Raw genomic sequence first — 17,134 nt, 5'->3', positions numbered from 1 at the left:
ACTGAGTTTGATGCGACCCTTGGGCTTGCTCAAGGAGGTTACCAATTCCTATATTTGGATTACGCTAGCTGATAATCTCTGTAACCTGGGAAAACTCTCTAATTTTTTAAGCCTGAGTAGTTACAAAAACTGGCTAAATATCTATGATTTACGAGACTTTTTAAGCTACGTTGGCAATCAGGATGGTCTGTTTGCTGGAAAAATGACCGATGTATTGGTAGACAATAGACAGCCATTCCCCGAGGCCCATGGGGCCTATTGGGCCAATGATGCTACCTGGGATGCCATTACCGATTTTCTGCCATGACCCTGTCTGCTATGACAATAACTCCCAACCCAGCTCTGGTTCATGCCCTTGTGGTGGGTGTTGAAACCTATGGTCTGGGCTCAAATTACGACCTCGATGGTCCGGTCCAGGATGGTCTAGGATTTATGGATTGGTTGCTGACCCACCAAGTGCCGCCTAATCAGGTACATTTTTTTGGGTCACCACTGCCAAAAAATGAACCGCTGCTGATCCAGGCTAAGGCCAAAGGAGTAACGGTGTATCCTGCCACCCGTGCTGCCATTGATGGGTTTATTCGCGATCAGCTGATTACGGAGCAGAGGCAGGGGGAGGGGCTGCAGGTGTTTTGGGGTGGCCACGGGGTGCTGACCAAGACGCAGTCGGCCACACGGCGTCTGTTTTTTGCGGATACTACAGCGGAGAATAAGCTGAACCTGGAGCTAGATTCGCTGGTGCAGGCCCTGGCGACGGCGGCCCATGGGGCTGGGTTTGGGCGGCAGATTTTTTGGATTGATGCCTGTGCGAATAGCTACTTTCAAGGGCTATACGAGACAGGACAGGCGGAGGGGGCAGGGCAGCGTTACAGTGCCACGGGGGAAGTAGAAAAGGCGGAGCAGTTTGTGCTGTTTGCGGCAGCGGACTATGGGGTGGCGAAGAATGATAGGGTAGCAGGGACAGGAATGTTTTCGCGGGCGGTGCTTGAGGTGCTTGAAGGGCAGCCGCTGTGGCCAGATATGGAGGCGTTAGCGAAGCAGGTGCAAGGAAAGCTACGAGAGAAGGGGGGACCGGAGCCTGTGTATAAGTGGGTTAAGGGGCCTCGCTCTGAGCAAATTACTGCTCAAGGTAAGACTGTGCCTGTATCCAAAAAACTTGGTCTAGGCCAGCAAATGAAAGTTGATCGTATCAAACAACAAATCCAAGTGAAGCAAGAGCAAATAGAACGAGAAAAAGCTCTACTGGGAGGTGTTAAAGGTGTAGCTGAATATGAAACGGAGCATACCCTCAACCGATTAGCCGATGATATTTCTCGTTTAGAAGCGGAACTGGAGGACCTGTTGAATGTCTGAAGTGCCTGAAAATAATTCTTATCAAAGCTTAAGGCTGACATTGCAACGTTTAGAAGACCAGCTGACAAGACGCCAAGAAGCCTATAAAAGAGAAAAAGCTCAGTTGGGAGGAAGTAAAGGTGCGGACGAGTATCGTCTAGAAGAAAGCCTGAAGTTGTATGAAAATGACATTGGGCGGCTTGCTAGCAAAATTGATCAGATTCGTCAATGCTTACAGGGAGAAAATCTAACTACTTTGAGCAACTGTTTGGTTGATATTTATGCTGAGGCAAAACAGACTGTCGATAGTGTTTTTTACCAATGTATACCATCGAATAGCTGGATCCGGTCACAGCCAGTCCCAGGTGATATCAAAGTCTTAGTCAATAGACTTGATAAATGTAGCCAAAGTGATACTGAAGCTCCCTATGAACCTTTGATTATGTTTGTAGGCGAGCTACTGTTGCGAGATGATCTGCACATTTCAGGTCTTCAAGAATGGTTAGCTAATGAATTAGCTATGCTGCCTGAGGTATTAACCACAGATGAATGTTTAGATCAGATTGCAGCCTATCAGCAGGAGCAACAAGACGTGCTCTCGTGTTTCTTGGTTCGTGTTTCTGAGGTTGTTCAAAAATCTGCCCAGGATAATCAACGGGTATATAGTGTCCGTGGATGGTATATCGCAGATATTGGGCAATATCGTCTCAACTTAGGTAGTGCTGAAAATGTCTACTTGCCAAAAGACACTCCTGATAAACCCTTAACGTTTAAGGTTGATGAAATTGAACCAACTGTAAGAAAATTAATAACCTCTTGTGCAGATAAGTTTTCGGCATTGCCAAAGTCATTACACATTTTTTTGCCCTCTGAGTTAATGGATTTACCTGTAGATAGTTGGTGTAGTCTGCCAGAGGAAGATCCTGAAGAGACTCTAGGTATGAGCCATGAGGACGGAGTGTTTTTACGCTCTAATGATCGATTGTCGAACAGACGAGTCGATCGCTCTAAGTGGAAAAGACGATGGGAGCTGGTGCAACAGTGCACCAGCTCCAGCAATCAATATTTTTTACTGTCTGATTGTACTGATATTTCAGCCCTTAATAGACAACTTAGAAAAAAGCAAAACCAAAGGATGTTTGGAGTGAAGTTAACTACTGTCCCTACCCCTGCAGGTGCTAGTAAAAACCACATCTTTACCCTACTATCGCGTTCAGCAATGCCATCGGCTGTTTGGTTGCGTCAGCTTCAGTCTGGAGTTACTTGTGAGGATTGTTTAAATGAATTATTAGATTCTTGCAGTTTGCAAGAAATACCTGGGACAGTTTTTGATAGACGTTTAGATGGTGATCATATTGGCCAATATTTGTCACTAATGTGGGATGATCCATATTTGCTACCTCCAGATTTTCAGTATCCTCAATCTGCCTAGTTTCGATATGTCTAATTGACTTAAGCGATACCCTTAGATATAGCTAATGACTGAGCAACCTCAAAACTGGCAAGTTTTCAAAGACACAGGTGTCCCCAATGCTGATTGGCAATTGCCAGCTCCCCCGAGTTGGCGGCCATTTGGTGATTCAGTAGCTCCAGGGGTGGATCGGCGTAAGCAGCGGGCAGATACGTTTCAGATGCTTCCTGCTCAAGTGGATATGATCAACGCTGCCATTTATTTGCGGCGTCCCTTATTGATTACTGGTAAACCTGGTACTGGTAAATCCTCTTTAGCTTACAAAGTTGCTAAGGAGTTAATGTTAGGGGAAGTTTTGTATTGGTCTATTACTACCCGTACTACTTTGAAAAATGGTCTCTACCGATACGATGCCATTGGTCGTTTGCAAGAGACCGAGCAGCTTACTAAGTTGAGCCAGGGGCAGTTGAATCAACAAGAGGTCCTAAAAACGGTTCAGAAACCTGAATCTATTGGTAAGTATATTACTCTTGGGCCTTTGGGGACGGCACTGCTACCTAGTGATAAGCCTAGAATATTGCTGATTGATGAAATTGACAAAAGCGATATTGATCTGCCCAATGACCTATTATCTATTTTTGAAGAAGGTTGGTTCGAGATTCCTGAGTTAGATCGCATTAAAGAAATTGCACCTAACGTTAGGGTTCGTACAGCGTATTCTGACCCTGATGAACCAAGCACCTGGAATGACAATGGATACTACACTGTACCCAACGGGCGAATTAGCTGTAGAGCTTTTCCATTGGTGATTCTAACTAGTAATGGGGAACGAGATTTTCCACCAGCATTTTTACGCCGTTGTTTGCGATTAAGAATGCCTCAACCAGATAAGGCGATGTTAGGGCGTATTGTTGCGGCCCATTTGGATGCGGAATATGACCAGCTTGCCAATGAGTATGGAGAAGTCGTTGCCCAGGAACGTAAAAAGGCGGCTACAGATATACGAGATGAGCTGATTCAAACCTTTTTAGAGCGTCGGCAAGAAGGAGATCTGGCCACCGATCAGTTGCTAAATGCTATTTTTATGGTGACTCGGGATCGGTCGCCAGTGGGTAGTAGTCGAAAGAGATTGATCAAGTCATTACTCAAGAATCTTACCAGTGCTGAAGATCTTGAAGATGAAACGGATGAAGGCGATGAGTCTGAGCAGGATGAGCTGGCATGATTGATCGGCTGATCGATCGGCTACAGCAGGCTGGTTTAGAGCTGACCTATGAGGAGATTGCAGATGCTCTGTGGTTAGCTGAGCGGATTGATGTTGTAGCAGAGGTGGCCCAGAGTCAGCCAAAAACTACGGAAACATCTGGAGCAAAGGTACGGTTTGAGGATAGTGACCCAATCGATACGGCTGATGCCGAGCCTTTATCCCTGCCGGTATTTGCGGCTGACTCTTTAGATCAGCCAGATGAAGAGGTAGATATCCATGAAACATCGGGCTTACCCTTTCAGGCTCCAGCGGCAACGGCCCTGCCAAATGCTATTGATCTTAGTCGTGCTCTGCGTCCTCTAATGCGTAAGGTGCCATCGCTAACGCGATATGAACTTGACGAAGATGCAACGGTTGAACAAATTGCGGCTCAGCGTATACGGGTACCAGTGGTAAAACCAGAGCTAGAGCGTTGGTTAGACCTAGAGCTAGTGATCGAAGAATCTGCCATGAGTTTTGTGTGGCGAAAAACCGTTGAAGAATTTCAAAAGAAAGTATTAGAGCGCTTGGGTGCTTTTCGTAACTTGCGTACTTGGCGATTACAGGCATCTAGCCAAGGAGAACTAGAGCTTTGGCCCTACATCCCAGGGCAGGTTATCTCTGAAAAGAATGATTCTGCAGGTAAGTCTCTTAAGCCTTCTACTCAAAGCTCTTCTGAAAAATACAGTGTTAAGCCTCGTAGTTTGCGTGAGCTGATGCATCCATCGGGGCGACGTTTGATTTTGTTGGTGAGTGATTGTCTTTCGCCCCTGTGGCAACAGCGTCCGCAACCTCAGCTGTCGAGAACTTTGAAAGAATCATTAACTATATATGAGTGGCTCGAACGCTTGTCACATCAGGGGCCAACTACGGTTGTACAGTTGTTGCCCGAGCGACTTTGGGAGCAAACTGAGTTAGGTTGTGGTGACCCTGTGCAACTGAGTGCTCTATTGCCGGGAGTAACTAATACCCAATTGGTTATTGATGGTTTGGTCGGTTGGGAAACTGATGATGAGGTGGGGGAATATATGCCATCTAAACCGTTGTCTCTTCCTGTTGTTACTCTAGAATCAGCTCCCATGCATCAGTGGGCTAAAGTTATATCAGGTGTAGGGAACATGCGCACTCCTGGTGTGTGGTTTGATGTTGGGTTGTTGCATCAATATCCGTTTAGTGGTGTTAGTAGCATCTCTAATCTATCAGCGGAAACGCGCGTAAATCGCTTTTTCGGGTCATTGGCTTCACCTGTAGCTAAACAGTTAGCCAGATATATGGCGGCCGCTCCTGTCAGCCTGTCGGTGGTGAATCTGATTCAGGAGAAACTTTGTCAAAAAGCTATATCTGTACATGTGGCAGAAGTTTTTATGAGTGGCTTATTGGACAAAAAATCAGGAACTAATAGTCAGGGAGAGCCGGTTTATGATTTTGATCCTGATGTGCGACGGTTAATTGTCAAAGCATCGGATCCTGATATGACATTTGAGGTATTTACTAAGCTTTCGGAAAAAATTGCCGATGAGATTGGTATATCTCTAAAGAGCTTTGATGCGCTGTTGTCACCAGAGCCAGAGTGGTTAGAGGCCAGTGGTATGGTGGCTCCCTTTGCTGCCGTGACCTTAGATGTACTCAAGGCTATGGGTGGGGCTTATCGAACATTAGCTGAAACTGTTGAAGTAGAGCAGATAATAAAGCAACGTCAGCGAAGAGCACAAAAGACAACTGTTGTACCGTTGCCAGCATTTCAGACGCTGGAGTTTGTGACGGCGCAGATTGTGGATGCGGATGCTGTGCCAGAAGAGATTGGTGTGGATGAGTCCTGGCCAGAGCTACAGCAAGAGATGGTGACGGTGGCGGAGATCCGTCTGGAGCCTGGGGGGCAATCGGCGGCAGAGTCCGAAGGGCCTGAGCTAGAGACCTTTGAATTTAGGACAGGGCGCTTAGAGAAGCGGCAGGGCGGTAACCTGCTGACGCGGCTATTGCCGGGGCGACGGTCGGTGGAGTGGGTGGTGACCCGGCAGCGGCGGCAGGGACGGCAGTGGGTGGAGCCACTGGCGGATGGGTTGACCCTGGAGATGGTGGCATTGCCTGATGGGAGGTTTAGGATGGGGTCTTCCAGGGGGGAGACTGATCGTAAAAGCGATGAGGGGCCACAGCATGAGGTGACGGTACCTGAGTTTTGGTTGGGGAAGTATGCGGTGACCCAGGCCCAGTGGCGGTTTGTGGCGGGGCTGCCCCAGGTTAACGGGGAGATGCCGCTGGACCCGTCAAGGTTTAAGGGGGACAATCGCCCGGTGGAGCAGGTGAGCTGGTACGAGGCGGAGGAGTTTTGTGCGCGGCTGTCGGTGTATACGGGACGGAACTATCGGCTACCGAGCGAGGCGGAGTGGGAGTATGCCTGTCGGGCAAGGACCGAGACACCGTTTCATTTTGGGGAGACTCTGACGACGGATATAGCTAATTATCATGGGCAGGATCAGACAATTGGTGGCACCAGGTATTCAGGTTCCTATGGGGATGGACCAAAGGGAAAATATAGGCAACAGACTACACCCGTGGGGAGTTTTGAGGTGGCTAATGACTTTGGTCTGTATGACATGCACGGCAACGTGTGGGAATGGTGTGCGGACCATTGGCATGGCAACTATGATCAGGCCCCAATAGATGGAAGTCCCTGGCTGACCGAGGATTCAGGGGCTGCACGAGTTTTACGCGGCGGCTCGTGGTTCTACTATCCTTGGCTTTGCCGCTCCGCCTCGCGCTACGGCGGTCAACCCGGCGACCGCGACAACGATATCGGTTTTCGAGTGAGTTGTTCGCCCCCAGGCTCTCTTCAGTAGTTCTTTTTCCTTTTCCCCTCTTGCCCTGGCTCCCAGGCTCTGCCTGGGTGGCGGATTGTGTGAGGCTCTGCCTCCAGCAGTCTTTCTGGAGGCAGAGCCTCAGATCATCTAGTCCAGGCGGAGCCTGGGACTGAGTATGGAGCTAAATTCTGTATATACTTGCGTATACAAGTAATGGTTAAGGCAAACACTGATGCGGACTCGTGTTTTTCAGAGTGGTAACTCTCAATCGGTGAGAATTCCTAAGGAGCTACAGTTTGAGCGGCTTGATATTGATTATGAGATTGAACGCCAGGGGGAGGTGCTGATTATTCGTCCTGTTGGTCCTCCGCTGGTGGATGTCATGGAACGGTTTGCGGCGTTTTCAGCAGACTTTATGGTAGCGGGACGTTAGATAAACTGATTGCTAGTCATGCCAGGAGTTTAAGTTTGACCTTGGTGACGAACAATTTGGATGATTTTCGGGCGTATCCTGGTGTTGATTTGGAGAATTGGGTAGAAGACGAGTATTGAGGCGGAGCCTCAGGTGTGTCGGTCCAGGCGGAGCCTGGGGCCGAGGAGAGAGGGGAAAATAACGATGGCCCAGGCAGTCAATGTAGTCATTAATAAACGGCAGCAGCGGGTGACCTATTACGATGAGGCGCTGCCAGGTGGGGTGACGCTGCGGATGATGCAGATCCCCGGTGATACGTTTCTGATGGGTTCACCAGAGACAGAGGTGGATAGGTTTGACAGGGAAGGGCCACAGCATAAGGTGACGGTGTCTGGGTTCTTTCTAGGGAAGTATTCGGTGACCCAGGCCCAATGGCGAGCGGTGGCGGGGCTGCCCCAGGTAAAGGTGGAGATGCCGCCGGAGCCGTCAAGGGTTAAGGGTAACGATCGCCCGGTGGAACAGGTGAGCTGGTACGAAGCGGAGGAGTTTTGTGCGCGGCTGTCGGTGCATACAGGGCGACGCTATGGGCTGCCTAGTGAGGCTCAGTGGGAGTATGCCTGTCGGGCAGGGACCGAGACGCCGTTTCGACCCCTGACCGAGATACGTGTAATTCTCCCCACATCGGCCTGAGATAACCGCACGGCGGTAGTTTTTGGGTGTACTAATCAGCAGTATCTAGCGTAGAGAAGCGCATTGGCCAAGCCATGATCTCCTGGAATGTCAAGGGTTTGGTCAATAAATCGAGGATGTAATCGCCATAGCGCTTGATTTTACTGGTGAGATAAGGACTGAGGCCCGCCAGCAGCTCTGTCGTCACCGGGAAACCTTGATCGCTTACGGACTGAATGGCCTGTGAGAGATCGATGGTGTTGTGCAAGATGATTGCATTAGCAACTAAATCAAGATAGTGCAGCCGCTTCTCCTGCTCCAGCGGATCGTTGTCGGTGATCACCCCGGCTTTAGCAAAGAACACCCAGTCAACGAACTGATGATACTGCTCAACTTTGTTGGTACAGGCCGTCGTCTCCTGCCGCATCTCTGGATCAGAGACATAGCGTAAAAGGAACAATGTCCGAGTGACGTTACCGAGCGCTTGAAATGCTTTGTATAAGCGGTTCTTGCCACCATAGCTATTGAGCTTCTTAAGCAATGTAGAGGGCATCAGCTTGCCTGCTTTGATAGAAAGCATCACCCGCATCAAGTCTTTCCAGTGGGTCTTGATCAATGCCCAGTCCGCCACCCCTTTGAACAGCGGTTCAATGAACTCATAGCTACTGTTTGCCGTTGGCTTGAGCAGTTTGAGATCGCCCCAATTGCGAATGCGCGGCCTCAGGTCAATGCCAAGTAGATAGGACAGGCCAAAGACAGGCGATGACTGCCCCTGCGTGTCAGCGTGAATAATACCGGGCTGAATATCAGACTTATTTTTAATCAAACCATCGAGAATATAGACAGCCTCCCACATTCCGCAGCTAATGAAGTGTGTGAACAGCGCTACGTACTGGTCAGAGACGTGAGTATAGGCAATGCCGCCATAGCCCTGATAACGAATGTGGTATTCCGAGAGTAGATTGTTCTCGTAGACCTCAAACTTACTGCCATCAGCAGCGGCCTTTTCACCCGTCCCCCAGCACTTCGGCAAATCCAATTTGTGATAGGCGTTGAGAATATCGCAGATCGCTCGTTGCAAAGTGTCAGCGCTGACATGACGCCGATTGGCATATGAGAGCTGGTGATAAGTGGTGTGCCCTCGCACATGTCGAGCCGTTTGGGTTGGCCCTAAGTTGCAGCCATAGGCAAAGGCCGTCAGGATATAGCGCTCAGCGGCATTCGCAATTTTAGGCTCAGAGCCTGACAGCGGGCCGAAGTGTCTTGTCCAATTCAGCCAGTGCTCGACGTTGCACAAGATATCGAGCACTGTGCGCTCAGGCATATGCTTATCCAAAGCCGCCGCGAAGTCGTCCGTATCCTTTGGAATAGGCGCAGCGGTTAGCCTCTTGAGCACCGGATCGCCTTCGTCATCAAATGAGAGCTGATCATCATCTTGCAATTTGCTGTCCACATCCGCAGCTTGTTCTATCAGCAGAGTCTTGAGATGTTCAACAAGTCCTTCATCGGTTGCTGGAATGCCCAGCTGCTCGCAGTACTCTGCCACCATTGGCTCACACTCCTCCCATGGCAGTAGCTGTGCTCTAAAATCGGCATATTCTTCTGAGCCAGTGACGTAGGCGTCACCTGTCTTCAATGCCACTGCCAGCGCCGCAAAAATGCACACCTCTAGAGGCTGACGTACCAGCATCTGCTGGCCATCAACGTCAGCGATCACTAATTGACGCCACGCTCGGCTCATAAAGCTCACATCAATCTCGGAAGGTAGATGCTTACGCCGCTTGTGCTGATGGGATAAAACTAGCGCCAGCGCCTCCATCAGCGTTGAATCCTCACTGGCTGAGCGAATATCAAGCAGGCGCACTAGGTCAAACAACCGCCGCCGAAACGGTGAATAGAACCGCCACATCAGCGACAGATGATTCTGCGAGTTATAGGCTCTGACCTCTTCGCATTCGACAAAAAGTGCCTCGGCTCCCCCCTCGGCGGTCAGTAGCGTGTGCATCGATTGCTGGTACGACACCGGCTCTGTCTCTGTCTTGGCGACACTCAGTGTTTGGCTAAAGAGCCCCAGCAACCGCTCTGTGCGAGCTAGATGTTTCTCTCGTAGTTCAACCAGCCGCTTGCGGGCACTGTTGTCAATTTTTCTCATCCGCTTGAGCAACATCTCGACCAGATGATCTCGCATCTTCACCTGTGCCCGGTAAAGCAAGCACAGCAATAATGTTCGCCGTTTAGCCAGGTTGATATCGCGAAATTCAGTGATGTCCAAAGTTTTGGCATAGGCAGCTAGATGCTTGAGCTTAAGCAGGTTGACACCCTTCAACAATCGCTGTGCATCGCCAAATGACATCAGTTCATCAAAGGTCTGTTGTAGTTGAACCAGGTGGGTCAGTTTCTCGCTCTTCGGCGGGGCTTTGAGCCGGTTGAGCATCGCTTTTACATCAGCTTCTGGCCGCATGATTAAGCCATCGAGGTAAGCTTGTTCTTCCTGATTTAGCTGGAATGAAACCCGCTCATATAGTTCGGTATGATTGACCGCTCGCAGGTGTTTAGCCAGTCGTTCTAGCGTACTGAAAGCAGGCAGCTCGTAGCTTTCTTTAACCAGCGTTTCAACCGCCACATTGATCAAGTCAGTGGGGTGATCCATCACGCCGACGGCAGCTTCAATTGCTCGGGTAGCTACCTGCTTTGCAACGCTGCTGTAGGGTTTGACCTGAAGGTAGTTGCGAATGACCTGGTGGTAGCGATAACAGGAGCTTGCTGGGGCCAGAGCAGTCATAGCTGCATCCAATCCAAGCTGTTCGCGAATGTGAGTGATCACCCCCTCAGGGATAACTTCGGGATGTGGAAAGTAACCCAGGCGTTGGAATGACTTCAGCAATACCAAAAAACTTAGCCGATTCGGTACCAAGTTGACTCGTTTCTTTGCCAGCGCTAGCTCAGCAGTCGTAGGTGTGTATAGCTCAGCTAGTTCGTCTGGGTCAGGAGACTGCTTGAAATAAGGATATGCCGTTCGGTTGAGGGCAGTCATAGCAAGATGGGGAAACGCTTCGAGAACGGCACGGGAGCGGCTAAGAATCAGTAGCAGTGCTCGCCTGCTTATAGGGCTGACCACAGTGAGGGCAGAACCGGAAAGTCAGTGAGTGTAGCGGTTCGCCGCAAGCACCACAGGCATTCTGCAAGCCGGTGCCGCACATGAAGCAATACTGGGAGCGAGGATCTGTCCAAATGGGGTCTGGTGCGGTGCCCGCCTGCCAGCACTGCGGACAGAACTTCAGCGATGGTCCGAGTTCTCCAGCCTGTCCTCGGACGACCGCATCTAGGTAATCCATCGGTACCTCAAGGGCTTTCGATAAGCTACTGAGCGTTCGACGGTTCAGCGTTTGCGTTTGACCGCGCTCGATTTTGCCTAAGCTCTGCTTATGGATGCCAGCTCGCTCAGCGAGGGCAATGCGGGTTAAACCGAGCGCTTCTCGCTGCCGGTTCACATAATCAGCCAGGGATTCCTGGGCTTTTGGCAGCTGTCGAGTATTCATAGTAGACACTAAAGTTCACCTTCAGACATATCTAGTAGTGATATCGTAGGGCCTGTATAACTAACACTCAACACCTTCAGATTGTCTTAATGACATCGCCTACTCTCGCAACGGTAGCCACTCAATTTCTGCAACGACCAGGACTCGCAAAAGGCACACTCAAGGCGTATGAATCTACCCTTATGCCCTTTCTCGCTGCATACGGCAGCTGGCCTGTGGATCTGTTGGAACGTCATGATGTCGTCGAATACTTACAGGGCCTGACTCATCTCGCCTATACGACTCAAAGAAAGCAGCAGGCTACGTTGCAAGCAATGTTTAACTTTGCAGTTGAACAAGGTCATCTAAGGGCAAATCCGATTGCTAGGTTGAAGCAGCCAAAGCCTGACCCACAAAAGAATGAGCATACTTCTGATGATACGATTCGTTATCTGAGCGAGACCCAGATTAAGTGCCTGTATCGGGCCGTTGAATTAGATACTCGGATGAAGGCGATCATTAGTTTGTTACATCGCAGCGGCGCTCGTATCTCAGAAGTGTTGCAATTAGACCTAGATGATATCGACTTTGAAGAACAACGTTTTCAGGTGTTGGGAAAGGGCAATAAACAACGCTGGTGTTTTTTCTCTCAAGATACTGCCACAGCACTTGCTGAATACATTCGTGATGGGCGCTATCCTCGTAGTGCTGCGCTTTTTACGGCTCAGCAGCCGATCTCTCTAGAGACTTCTCGCATTAGCTACCGTCGCATTCATCAGTGTTGGGAGACGTTGATTGCGCCCTTCCCTGATCTTAAGGGCGCTAGGCTACATGATCTGCGGCATACCTTTGCTACTGAGCGTGTTGGCTTGATGGGCATTGAAGAGCTGAGAGCTTTGATGGGGCACGAGAGTATTCAGACGACACTGCGCTATCAGAAGGTAACGTCTAGACGCGCAGAATCCGTTGCTAAGCAGGCGCTCAATACGCTTCTATAGACGTTGCTTATGCATGGTAAAACTGCCCCTGATAAAAGCACTACAGAGTCTTGGGCATTCTCTGCACCAGCAAACCGTGGGTTCAGCCGCTCAATGGGCTGTACTACTCAGATCCTCAGATCTGAAACCTTTTCATATCAGTGCTTGCAGGCCGATGTGGGGAGAATTACACGTATCTCGGTCAGGGGTCACTTAGATGTCTAGAACGTTCAGAATAGTTATCCTGGTTGTCCAAAGAAATTTATGACTTGCAGCCTATAATCCAGCTGAGAACTGTGAAAGTAACCAATGATTAACCAAAACTATAAATCACTAACCTCAAAAGAGACTGTGATGCATAGTTTTGATTAATCATACAGCGCTACTCTATCTACTGAGGTACATATTGAACTTCAAAACCCCTGCCGGTCGAGAATTCATGTGTACTTCATCAATCTAAGAACTTCTATAGATAACTATTGACTTAACAAAATTTGCATGATCTCAACCCTATCTTTAGCTCAGTTTATCCAGAACAGACTATATGATTTCAACATTTATTTTTATTATCTTCTGAGACAAAGGTTGCTTCGCACTGTTGGCAGCTTACCTTTGAGATCGTCCTTACAGTGCTGCAGCCGTCGTAGGTGCAGCAATTGATTGAATAGCTCAGAGTGGGCCGTGATTTCTTCCAGGGTGGCCTTTGTATAATATGCCGATGAAGCAAATCGGCGCAGACTTAATCGCCAACTGAACAAAGGTGAGGCGCTGCACAGCCTGCGGTCTCATCTATTCTTTGCCAATCAAGGAGAGTTACGCAGTCAGCAGGACGATCAGTTACGCAATCAGGTTGGCTGCTTGAATATGGTTACAAATGCGGTCATTGTATTGGAATACGGTCTATATCGAGAAGGCGGTTGAGCAACTGAGAAAAGAAGGGGTTGCTATCAGCGATGAGGACTTAAATGGCATCTGGCCAACCCGTCATTCCAACCTCAATGTCTACGGCAAGTATTTTTTCGATCTAGTCCGAATTGGTCAGAAGCAAGCACTCAGACCTTTACGTCAGTCTACGATCCAGCCTTAGCGACCAAAATTTCTCCCTTTCTATACAAAGGCCCTGTAGCAGTTAAACTCAGGTTGATTGGCAGTGAGGGAAATCCATAGAAACTCGACAGGGGATGGCGGAAGGAACCTCTAGCCATCCTGTAGAATGGCTCCCCTCTGATTTGGGCTACTCCCCTCTGACGGATTTGCCTATAAGACCCCAGGCCGTATAAGCCCAATTCAAAACACACACCCATAGGGCCAGAAACAAATCCCTTCCTCGGGGAACACCTGAAAAATCTCTTGAAAATTCTGGAATTCTCAAATTTTATAATTTCATTTAAGAATTCTAAGAATTTTCAGGCATAATGAGCTACGATATGTGCGCACGCTTTGAAATTTCGCTACACCAAAGATGCCTCAAAAAGTTATTTCAATCATGTCTAATAGTGGCGGTGTTGGTAAGACCACTCTGACTGTTAATCTGGCTTACCAACTCGCCCGACAAGGGAAAAAAGTCGCTATGTTTGGCTGTGACCCTAATGGTTCGCTGACGCTTTTCTGTGGGTTAGATGATCCCCCGCGGGAAAAGACCATGGACTGGGTACTCAGACCTGAATTCAAAGGGGACTATCCTTTGTTTCCAGTTTGGAGAGATCGCATCAATGGCATCGATGCCTGTCTAGGTGGCCTACCACTTACAGAAACTAGCCAGCGATTAGTTTTGGACAAACGAGGGGCTTACCTACTGGCTGATTCATTAGAAGATCATCCCTTGCCCCATGACGTAGTTTTGATTGATTGCCCTGGCACCATTGAGCAACTCCACATTGCTGCCCTATCGGCGAGCACGGATGTGATTATTACCCTTAAGCCAGAGGACAAGGATATGGATGCCATGGCTAAATTGCTGGAGTGGATTAGCGTGACTCGAACTGAGTTGCGCCTAAAGCCTGCACCTAAGGTATTTGGCGTGGTGCCAAATGGAGCAAAGAACCGGGCGATGCATCGGGATAATTTAGGTCTGTCGGATATTGAGGGATTACCTGATATTATGCGACACATGCAAATTCCGATGTTTCCGACGATTAAGGACAATGCTTATATTGCCAATGCCGCAGCTGCTGGGTTGCCATTGGGTATCTACAGAGCTGGGGATCCCAACAACAAGCTCTACGAAAAAATTGCCGTTGAAGTCATTAAGGAGATGGATTAGCGATGGCTCGCATCAGCAAACGACCCATGGCGACTATGTTTAGTGGGGCCTTAAATGCTCAAGAGGGTGAAACGATTGGCCAGCTCAAGGCAGAAATTGAAAGTTTGAAGTCGCTTTCGAGTCAGTCATTTAGACTACCGGTGGCTGATATTCAACCGCTCCAACTACCTGGCAGGTTAAAGCAGCCTCGACTCTATTTTGATCCGCAAAAAATGGAGCGGCTCAAGGAATCGATTGCTAAGCACGGTGTTTTAGAACCAATTTTGGTTAGACCTGGAGCGAAAGGCACCTATGAAATCATCAGTGGTGAGCGCCGCTGGCGTAGCTGCTGCGCGTTGGAGATGGAATTGATCCCGGCCATTGTGCGGGATATGCCGGATGCCACTGCATTAGAAGCGGCACTGATCGCTCACTTGTTAAATGAAGAAATCACGGCAATTGAGCAGACGGAAAGTATTTTAAGTTTGCTGTCACTGCACCTGGATATCCCAGTCGAAGATGTTAAGGCGGGTCTTTATCGAGTTAAAAATTCACGCTCCCGAGGGGCTGAGAATTCTAGAATTTTCAGCGAGGATGAACTGAAGCTAATCGTTGAAATTCTTGGAGAGTTTGGAATGAAGCTAGCTAGCTTTGTTTCTAATCGGTTACCCATGTTAAATTTGGCCCCTGAGATATTAGATGCAGTACGCGAAGGGAAACTGTCGCCTACGAATGCAGTGCTGTTGAATCGTCAGAAGTCTGACTTACATGGTGTGTTGGTAGAGAAAGCTGCTGGTTTGACAAAGCAAGATTTAATGGAGTTAGTCAAAGATCTTGAAAAAGAACAGGCTGCCAATAGTGAGCCAGTGGAATTATCCATTTCCGAGCAGATTTTTGCTCGATTTAAAACTGTAAGGAAAAAGAAGTCTCTGCTTGAGTCAACAGAAGTGCGGAAACGACTGACCAAAATCGATCAGCTTTTACAAGAAATTGAGCAGTTAAGTGTTTGAGAATTCTAGAATTTTCAAATAGGTCTACGTCACTTAAACATTGAGTTGAATCAAATTGGAATCCCTAGATGTTTATCGATAGACATCAAAGCAATCGCCTTTATCAATACGTTTGTCCTACTTTCTCTCCGAAACCATATGGAATAGGACGAGATGCTCATGCATGAAGGGTTTTCCTGCTCATAACGGCGGCAGGAAGGATTTTATGATTCAAGCTCAAGATAGGGTGTCGGAAATCTAGTGCCTCATGGCCTAAAACCTATATTTAGAAAGAGTTTGGGGGTGTCAGAAAACTTGAGGCGAATCGCTTAGAACACTACCCTTGTTAAGGTGAGCAAATGAACTATCCCTGAGTTATGGGCGTTTCAGCGATCACCGATAAAACTGGCAATTTACGACCAAGCTTTGAAAATTTCCTGTTAGGAAAATAAAGCAAGCCAAAGCTATAAAGACCCATTTCTTTGTTGGTCGTTGCGCCATTTTGTTAGTACAAACGATCACCTTAACAGGGGTACTCAGAACACTTAACTTACTTAAGGTTGAGGGTGTCAGAAATCTACACATACCATCAGAAACATGCTCGAAGCTGGACAGGTAGTTCCCATCAAATTTAAGGATCGCGACTTTAGAGTCGTGATCATCGATCCCGATGGACTTGGCCCCGACCGTCCCACCATTGGTGTGGGGTATCGCACCATGAGTCGTCATACCGATGTACCGGCCCAAACCTTCGCCGATAGGGTGTCAGAAATCGAAGGGGTGAACTACCTCAAACTCCCCTCTGGCAAGCAGTTTAGGGTGTCAGAAATCAAAGCGAATGACGGTAATATCTACCGAGTGATCGAGGCCTCGGACTGGGTAGAACTGGTCAGTGACTGGGCCAAGAATCCTGGCAAATTACGTACAAAGGCTAGGAACGGACTGATCGACTTCTTAGCCTGGTTTGCCGCTGAGGGTTTATATGCTGAGGCATATACATTCCTGAAGCAGACGTACACCCGTGAGGATAGCGCTCATATCCAACAATGGCTCGTCGCTCGGCAGGCTGGCAAACCCGCTAGAAAAGATTGGGCCTATACCGTCGCCGAACAAGGGGGAAACAGTCCCTTCAAATTTGGTAAATGGACCAACTATGTCTATCGCGGCCTCTTTGGCATGGATGCCAGCGAGATCAAACAGATTTGGGAAGCCCCCGTCTCGGGTTCGCGCCATATTGCCCGCAACTATATTCCTGAGACCCTAGGGTTAGAAATGGTGGAATACTGCGAAAAGCTAGTGGCTGTATTTGAACTTGAGGATTTGGAACAGGCCCATGATGAAGCTATCCGCATGACCCAAATGAAATTTAGACAGCGGTTAGACTCCGAACGATTGGGTGGATAGGGGCTTACCAAAAAAAATAGAGTACCCGTAGTATTAGAAGCAAGAGTCCCTATGAGGGGTGATTCGCCTAGCTAACTGTATGACCCCAAGTAAAAGAATAAGGTATTTCCCAGTATGAGACGCATGTATCTTATTC

14 protein-coding genes and 1 pseudogene are annotated in these 17,134 nt (G+C 48.6%); 13 read left to right on the top strand and 2 right to left on the bottom strand.

The features are described from left to right. From VB741_RS12805 to VB741_RS12775, 7 genes and pseudogenes are all read left to right on the top strand, one after another. Window positions 1-307 (top strand): annotated as a pseudogene (locus VB741_RS12805) (hypothetical protein); the annotation flags it as partial. Then, on the top strand, window positions 304-1,353 hold the full coding sequence (locus VB741_RS12800; RefSeq protein WP_323365572.1) for a caspase family protein: 1,050 nt from the start codon (window positions 304-306) through the stop codon (window positions 1,351-1,353). The pseudogene VB741_RS12805 and the gene VB741_RS12800, both read left to right, overlap by 4 nt. Then, on the top strand, window positions 1,346-2,764 hold the full coding sequence (locus tag VB741_RS12795; RefSeq protein WP_323365571.1) for a VMAP-C domain-containing protein: 1,419 nt from the start codon (window positions 1,346-1,348) through the stop codon (window positions 2,762-2,764). Before VB741_RS12800 ends, VB741_RS12795 begins: the two co-directional genes overlap by 8 nt. 46 nt (window positions 2,765-2,810) lie before the next feature. Beyond that, window positions 2,811-3,968 carry an AAA family ATPase gene (locus tag VB741_RS12790; protein ID WP_323365570.1) on the top strand — a complete coding sequence of 386 codons (1,158 nt, stop codon included), beginning with the start codon at window positions 2,811-2,813 and terminating at the stop codon, window positions 3,966-3,968. Further along, on the top strand, window positions 3,965-6,826 hold the full coding sequence (locus tag VB741_RS12785; RefSeq protein WP_323365569.1) for a formylglycine-generating enzyme family protein: 2,862 nt from the start codon (window positions 3,965-3,967) through the stop codon (window positions 6,824-6,826). The genes VB741_RS12790 and VB741_RS12785 overlap by 4 nt, the downstream gene beginning before the upstream one ends. A gap of 193 nt (window positions 6,827-7,019) precedes the next feature. Next, on the top strand, window positions 7,020-7,220 hold the full coding sequence (locus VB741_RS12780) for an antitoxin (RefSeq protein WP_323365568.1): 201 nt from the start codon (window positions 7,020-7,022) through the stop codon (window positions 7,218-7,220). Between the two features lie 183 nt (window positions 7,221-7,403). Beyond that, window positions 7,404-7,889: a formylglycine-generating enzyme family protein gene (locus tag VB741_RS12775; RefSeq protein WP_323365567.1), complete on the top strand. Its 486-nt coding sequence runs from the start codon at window positions 7,404-7,406 to the stop codon at window positions 7,887-7,889. A gap of 31 nt (window positions 7,890-7,920) precedes the next feature. Here VB741_RS12775 and VB741_RS12770 read toward each other — a convergent pair whose 3' ends face one another. Both VB741_RS12770 and VB741_RS12765 read right to left on the bottom strand, forming a co-directional pair. Next, the gene (locus tag VB741_RS12770; RefSeq protein ID WP_323365566.1) at window positions 7,921-10,902 is read right to left on the bottom strand and encodes a Tn3 family transposase; all 2,982 of its coding nucleotides are present in this window, start codon (window positions 10,900-10,902) and stop codon (window positions 7,921-7,923) included. A 40-nt stretch (window positions 10,903-10,942) separates the two neighbouring features. Continuing rightward, window positions 10,943-11,407: a helix-turn-helix domain-containing protein gene (locus VB741_RS12765; protein ID WP_323365565.1), complete on the bottom strand. Its 465-nt coding sequence runs from the start codon at window positions 11,405-11,407 to the stop codon at window positions 10,943-10,945. An 89-nt stretch (window positions 11,408-11,496) separates the two neighbouring features. Here VB741_RS12765 and VB741_RS12760 point away from each other — a divergent pair, with 89 nt between their 5' ends. The 6 genes from VB741_RS12760 (at window position 11,497) to VB741_RS12745 (ending at window position 16,998) form a co-directional block, all read left to right on the top strand. Further along, entirely contained in the window at window positions 11,497-12,384 is an 888-nt protein-coding gene (locus VB741_RS12760) for a tyrosine-type recombinase/integrase (RefSeq protein ID WP_442786356.1), read from the top strand. Window positions 12,385-13,113: 729 nt separating this feature from the next. After that, window positions 13,114-13,284 (top strand): Tn3 family transposase, encoded by a 171-nt coding sequence (locus VB741_RS26390; protein WP_442786357.1) that lies wholly within the window; start codon window positions 13,114-13,116, stop codon window positions 13,282-13,284. Then, window positions 13,238-13,450, top strand: coding sequence for a Tn3 family transposase (locus VB741_RS26385; protein ID WP_442786355.1), 213 nt, complete (start codon window positions 13,238-13,240; stop codon window positions 13,448-13,450). The genes VB741_RS26390 and VB741_RS26385 overlap by 47 nt, the downstream gene beginning before the upstream one ends. Before the next feature lie 375 nt (window positions 13,451-13,825). Continuing rightward, on the top strand, window positions 13,826-14,626 hold the full coding sequence (locus tag VB741_RS12755) for a ParA family protein (protein ID WP_323365563.1): 801 nt from the start codon (window positions 13,826-13,828) through the stop codon (window positions 14,624-14,626). Between the two features lie 140 nt (window positions 14,627-14,766). Beyond that, on the top strand, window positions 14,767-15,615 hold the full coding sequence (locus tag VB741_RS12750) for a ParB/RepB/Spo0J family partition protein (RefSeq protein WP_323365562.1): 849 nt from the start codon (window positions 14,767-14,769) through the stop codon (window positions 15,613-15,615). 576 nt (window positions 15,616-16,191) lie between these two features. Further along, a complete protein-coding gene (locus tag VB741_RS12745; RefSeq protein WP_323365561.1) occupies window positions 16,192-16,998 on the top strand; it encodes a hypothetical protein in 807 nt (268 codons plus the stop codon). Window positions 16,999-17,134 lie beyond the last annotated feature (136 nt).

The organism is Leptothoe sp. PORK10 BA2 (genome assembly GCF_034932105.1).
Lineage (GTDB): Bacteria > Cyanobacteriota > Cyanobacteriia > Phormidesmidales > Phormidesmidaceae > Leptothoe.
This window is presented reverse-complemented; position numbering and strand designations above follow the sequence as displayed.

What these genes read in the sequence shown, in the direction of transcription:
- VB741_RS12770 (WP_323365566.1), bottom strand. Translation starts at nt 10,902, where the DNA reads ATGACTGCCCTCAACCGAACGGCATATCCTTATTTCAAGCAGTCTCCT.
- VB741_RS12790 (WP_323365570.1), top strand. Translation starts at nt 2,811, where the DNA reads ATGACTGAGCAACCTCAAAACTGGCAAGTTTTCAAAGACACAGGTGTC.
- VB741_RS12780 (WP_323365568.1), top strand. Translation starts at nt 7,020, where the DNA reads ATGCGGACTCGTGTTTTTCAGAGTGGTAACTCTCAATCGGTGAGAATT.
- VB741_RS12765 (WP_323365565.1), bottom strand. Translation starts at nt 11,407, where the DNA reads ATGAATACTCGACAGCTGCCAAAAGCCCAGGAATCCCTGGCTGATTAT.
- VB741_RS12755 (WP_323365563.1), top strand. Translation starts at nt 13,826, where the DNA reads ATGCCTCAAAAAGTTATTTCAATCATGTCTAATAGTGGCGGTGTTGGT.
- VB741_RS12745 (WP_323365561.1), top strand. Translation starts at nt 16,192, where the DNA reads ATGCTCGAAGCTGGACAGGTAGTTCCCATCAAATTTAAGGATCGCGAC.
- VB741_RS12795 (WP_323365571.1), top strand. Translation starts at nt 1,346, where the DNA reads ATGTCTGAAGTGCCTGAAAATAATTCTTATCAAAGCTTAAGGCTGACA.
- VB741_RS12785 (WP_323365569.1), top strand. Translation starts at nt 3,965, where the DNA reads ATGATTGATCGGCTGATCGATCGGCTACAGCAGGCTGGTTTAGAGCTG.
- VB741_RS12800 (WP_323365572.1), top strand. Translation starts at nt 304, where the DNA reads ATGACCCTGTCTGCTATGACAATAACTCCCAACCCAGCTCTGGTTCAT.
- VB741_RS12760 (WP_442786356.1), top strand. Translation starts at nt 11,497, where the DNA reads ATGACATCGCCTACTCTCGCAACGGTAGCCACTCAATTTCTGCAACGA.
- VB741_RS12775 (WP_323365567.1), top strand. Translation starts at nt 7,404, where the DNA reads ATGGCCCAGGCAGTCAATGTAGTCATTAATAAACGGCAGCAGCGGGTG.
- VB741_RS26385 (WP_442786355.1), top strand. Translation starts at nt 13,238, where the DNA reads ATGCGGTCATTGTATTGGAATACGGTCTATATCGAGAAGGCGGTTGAG.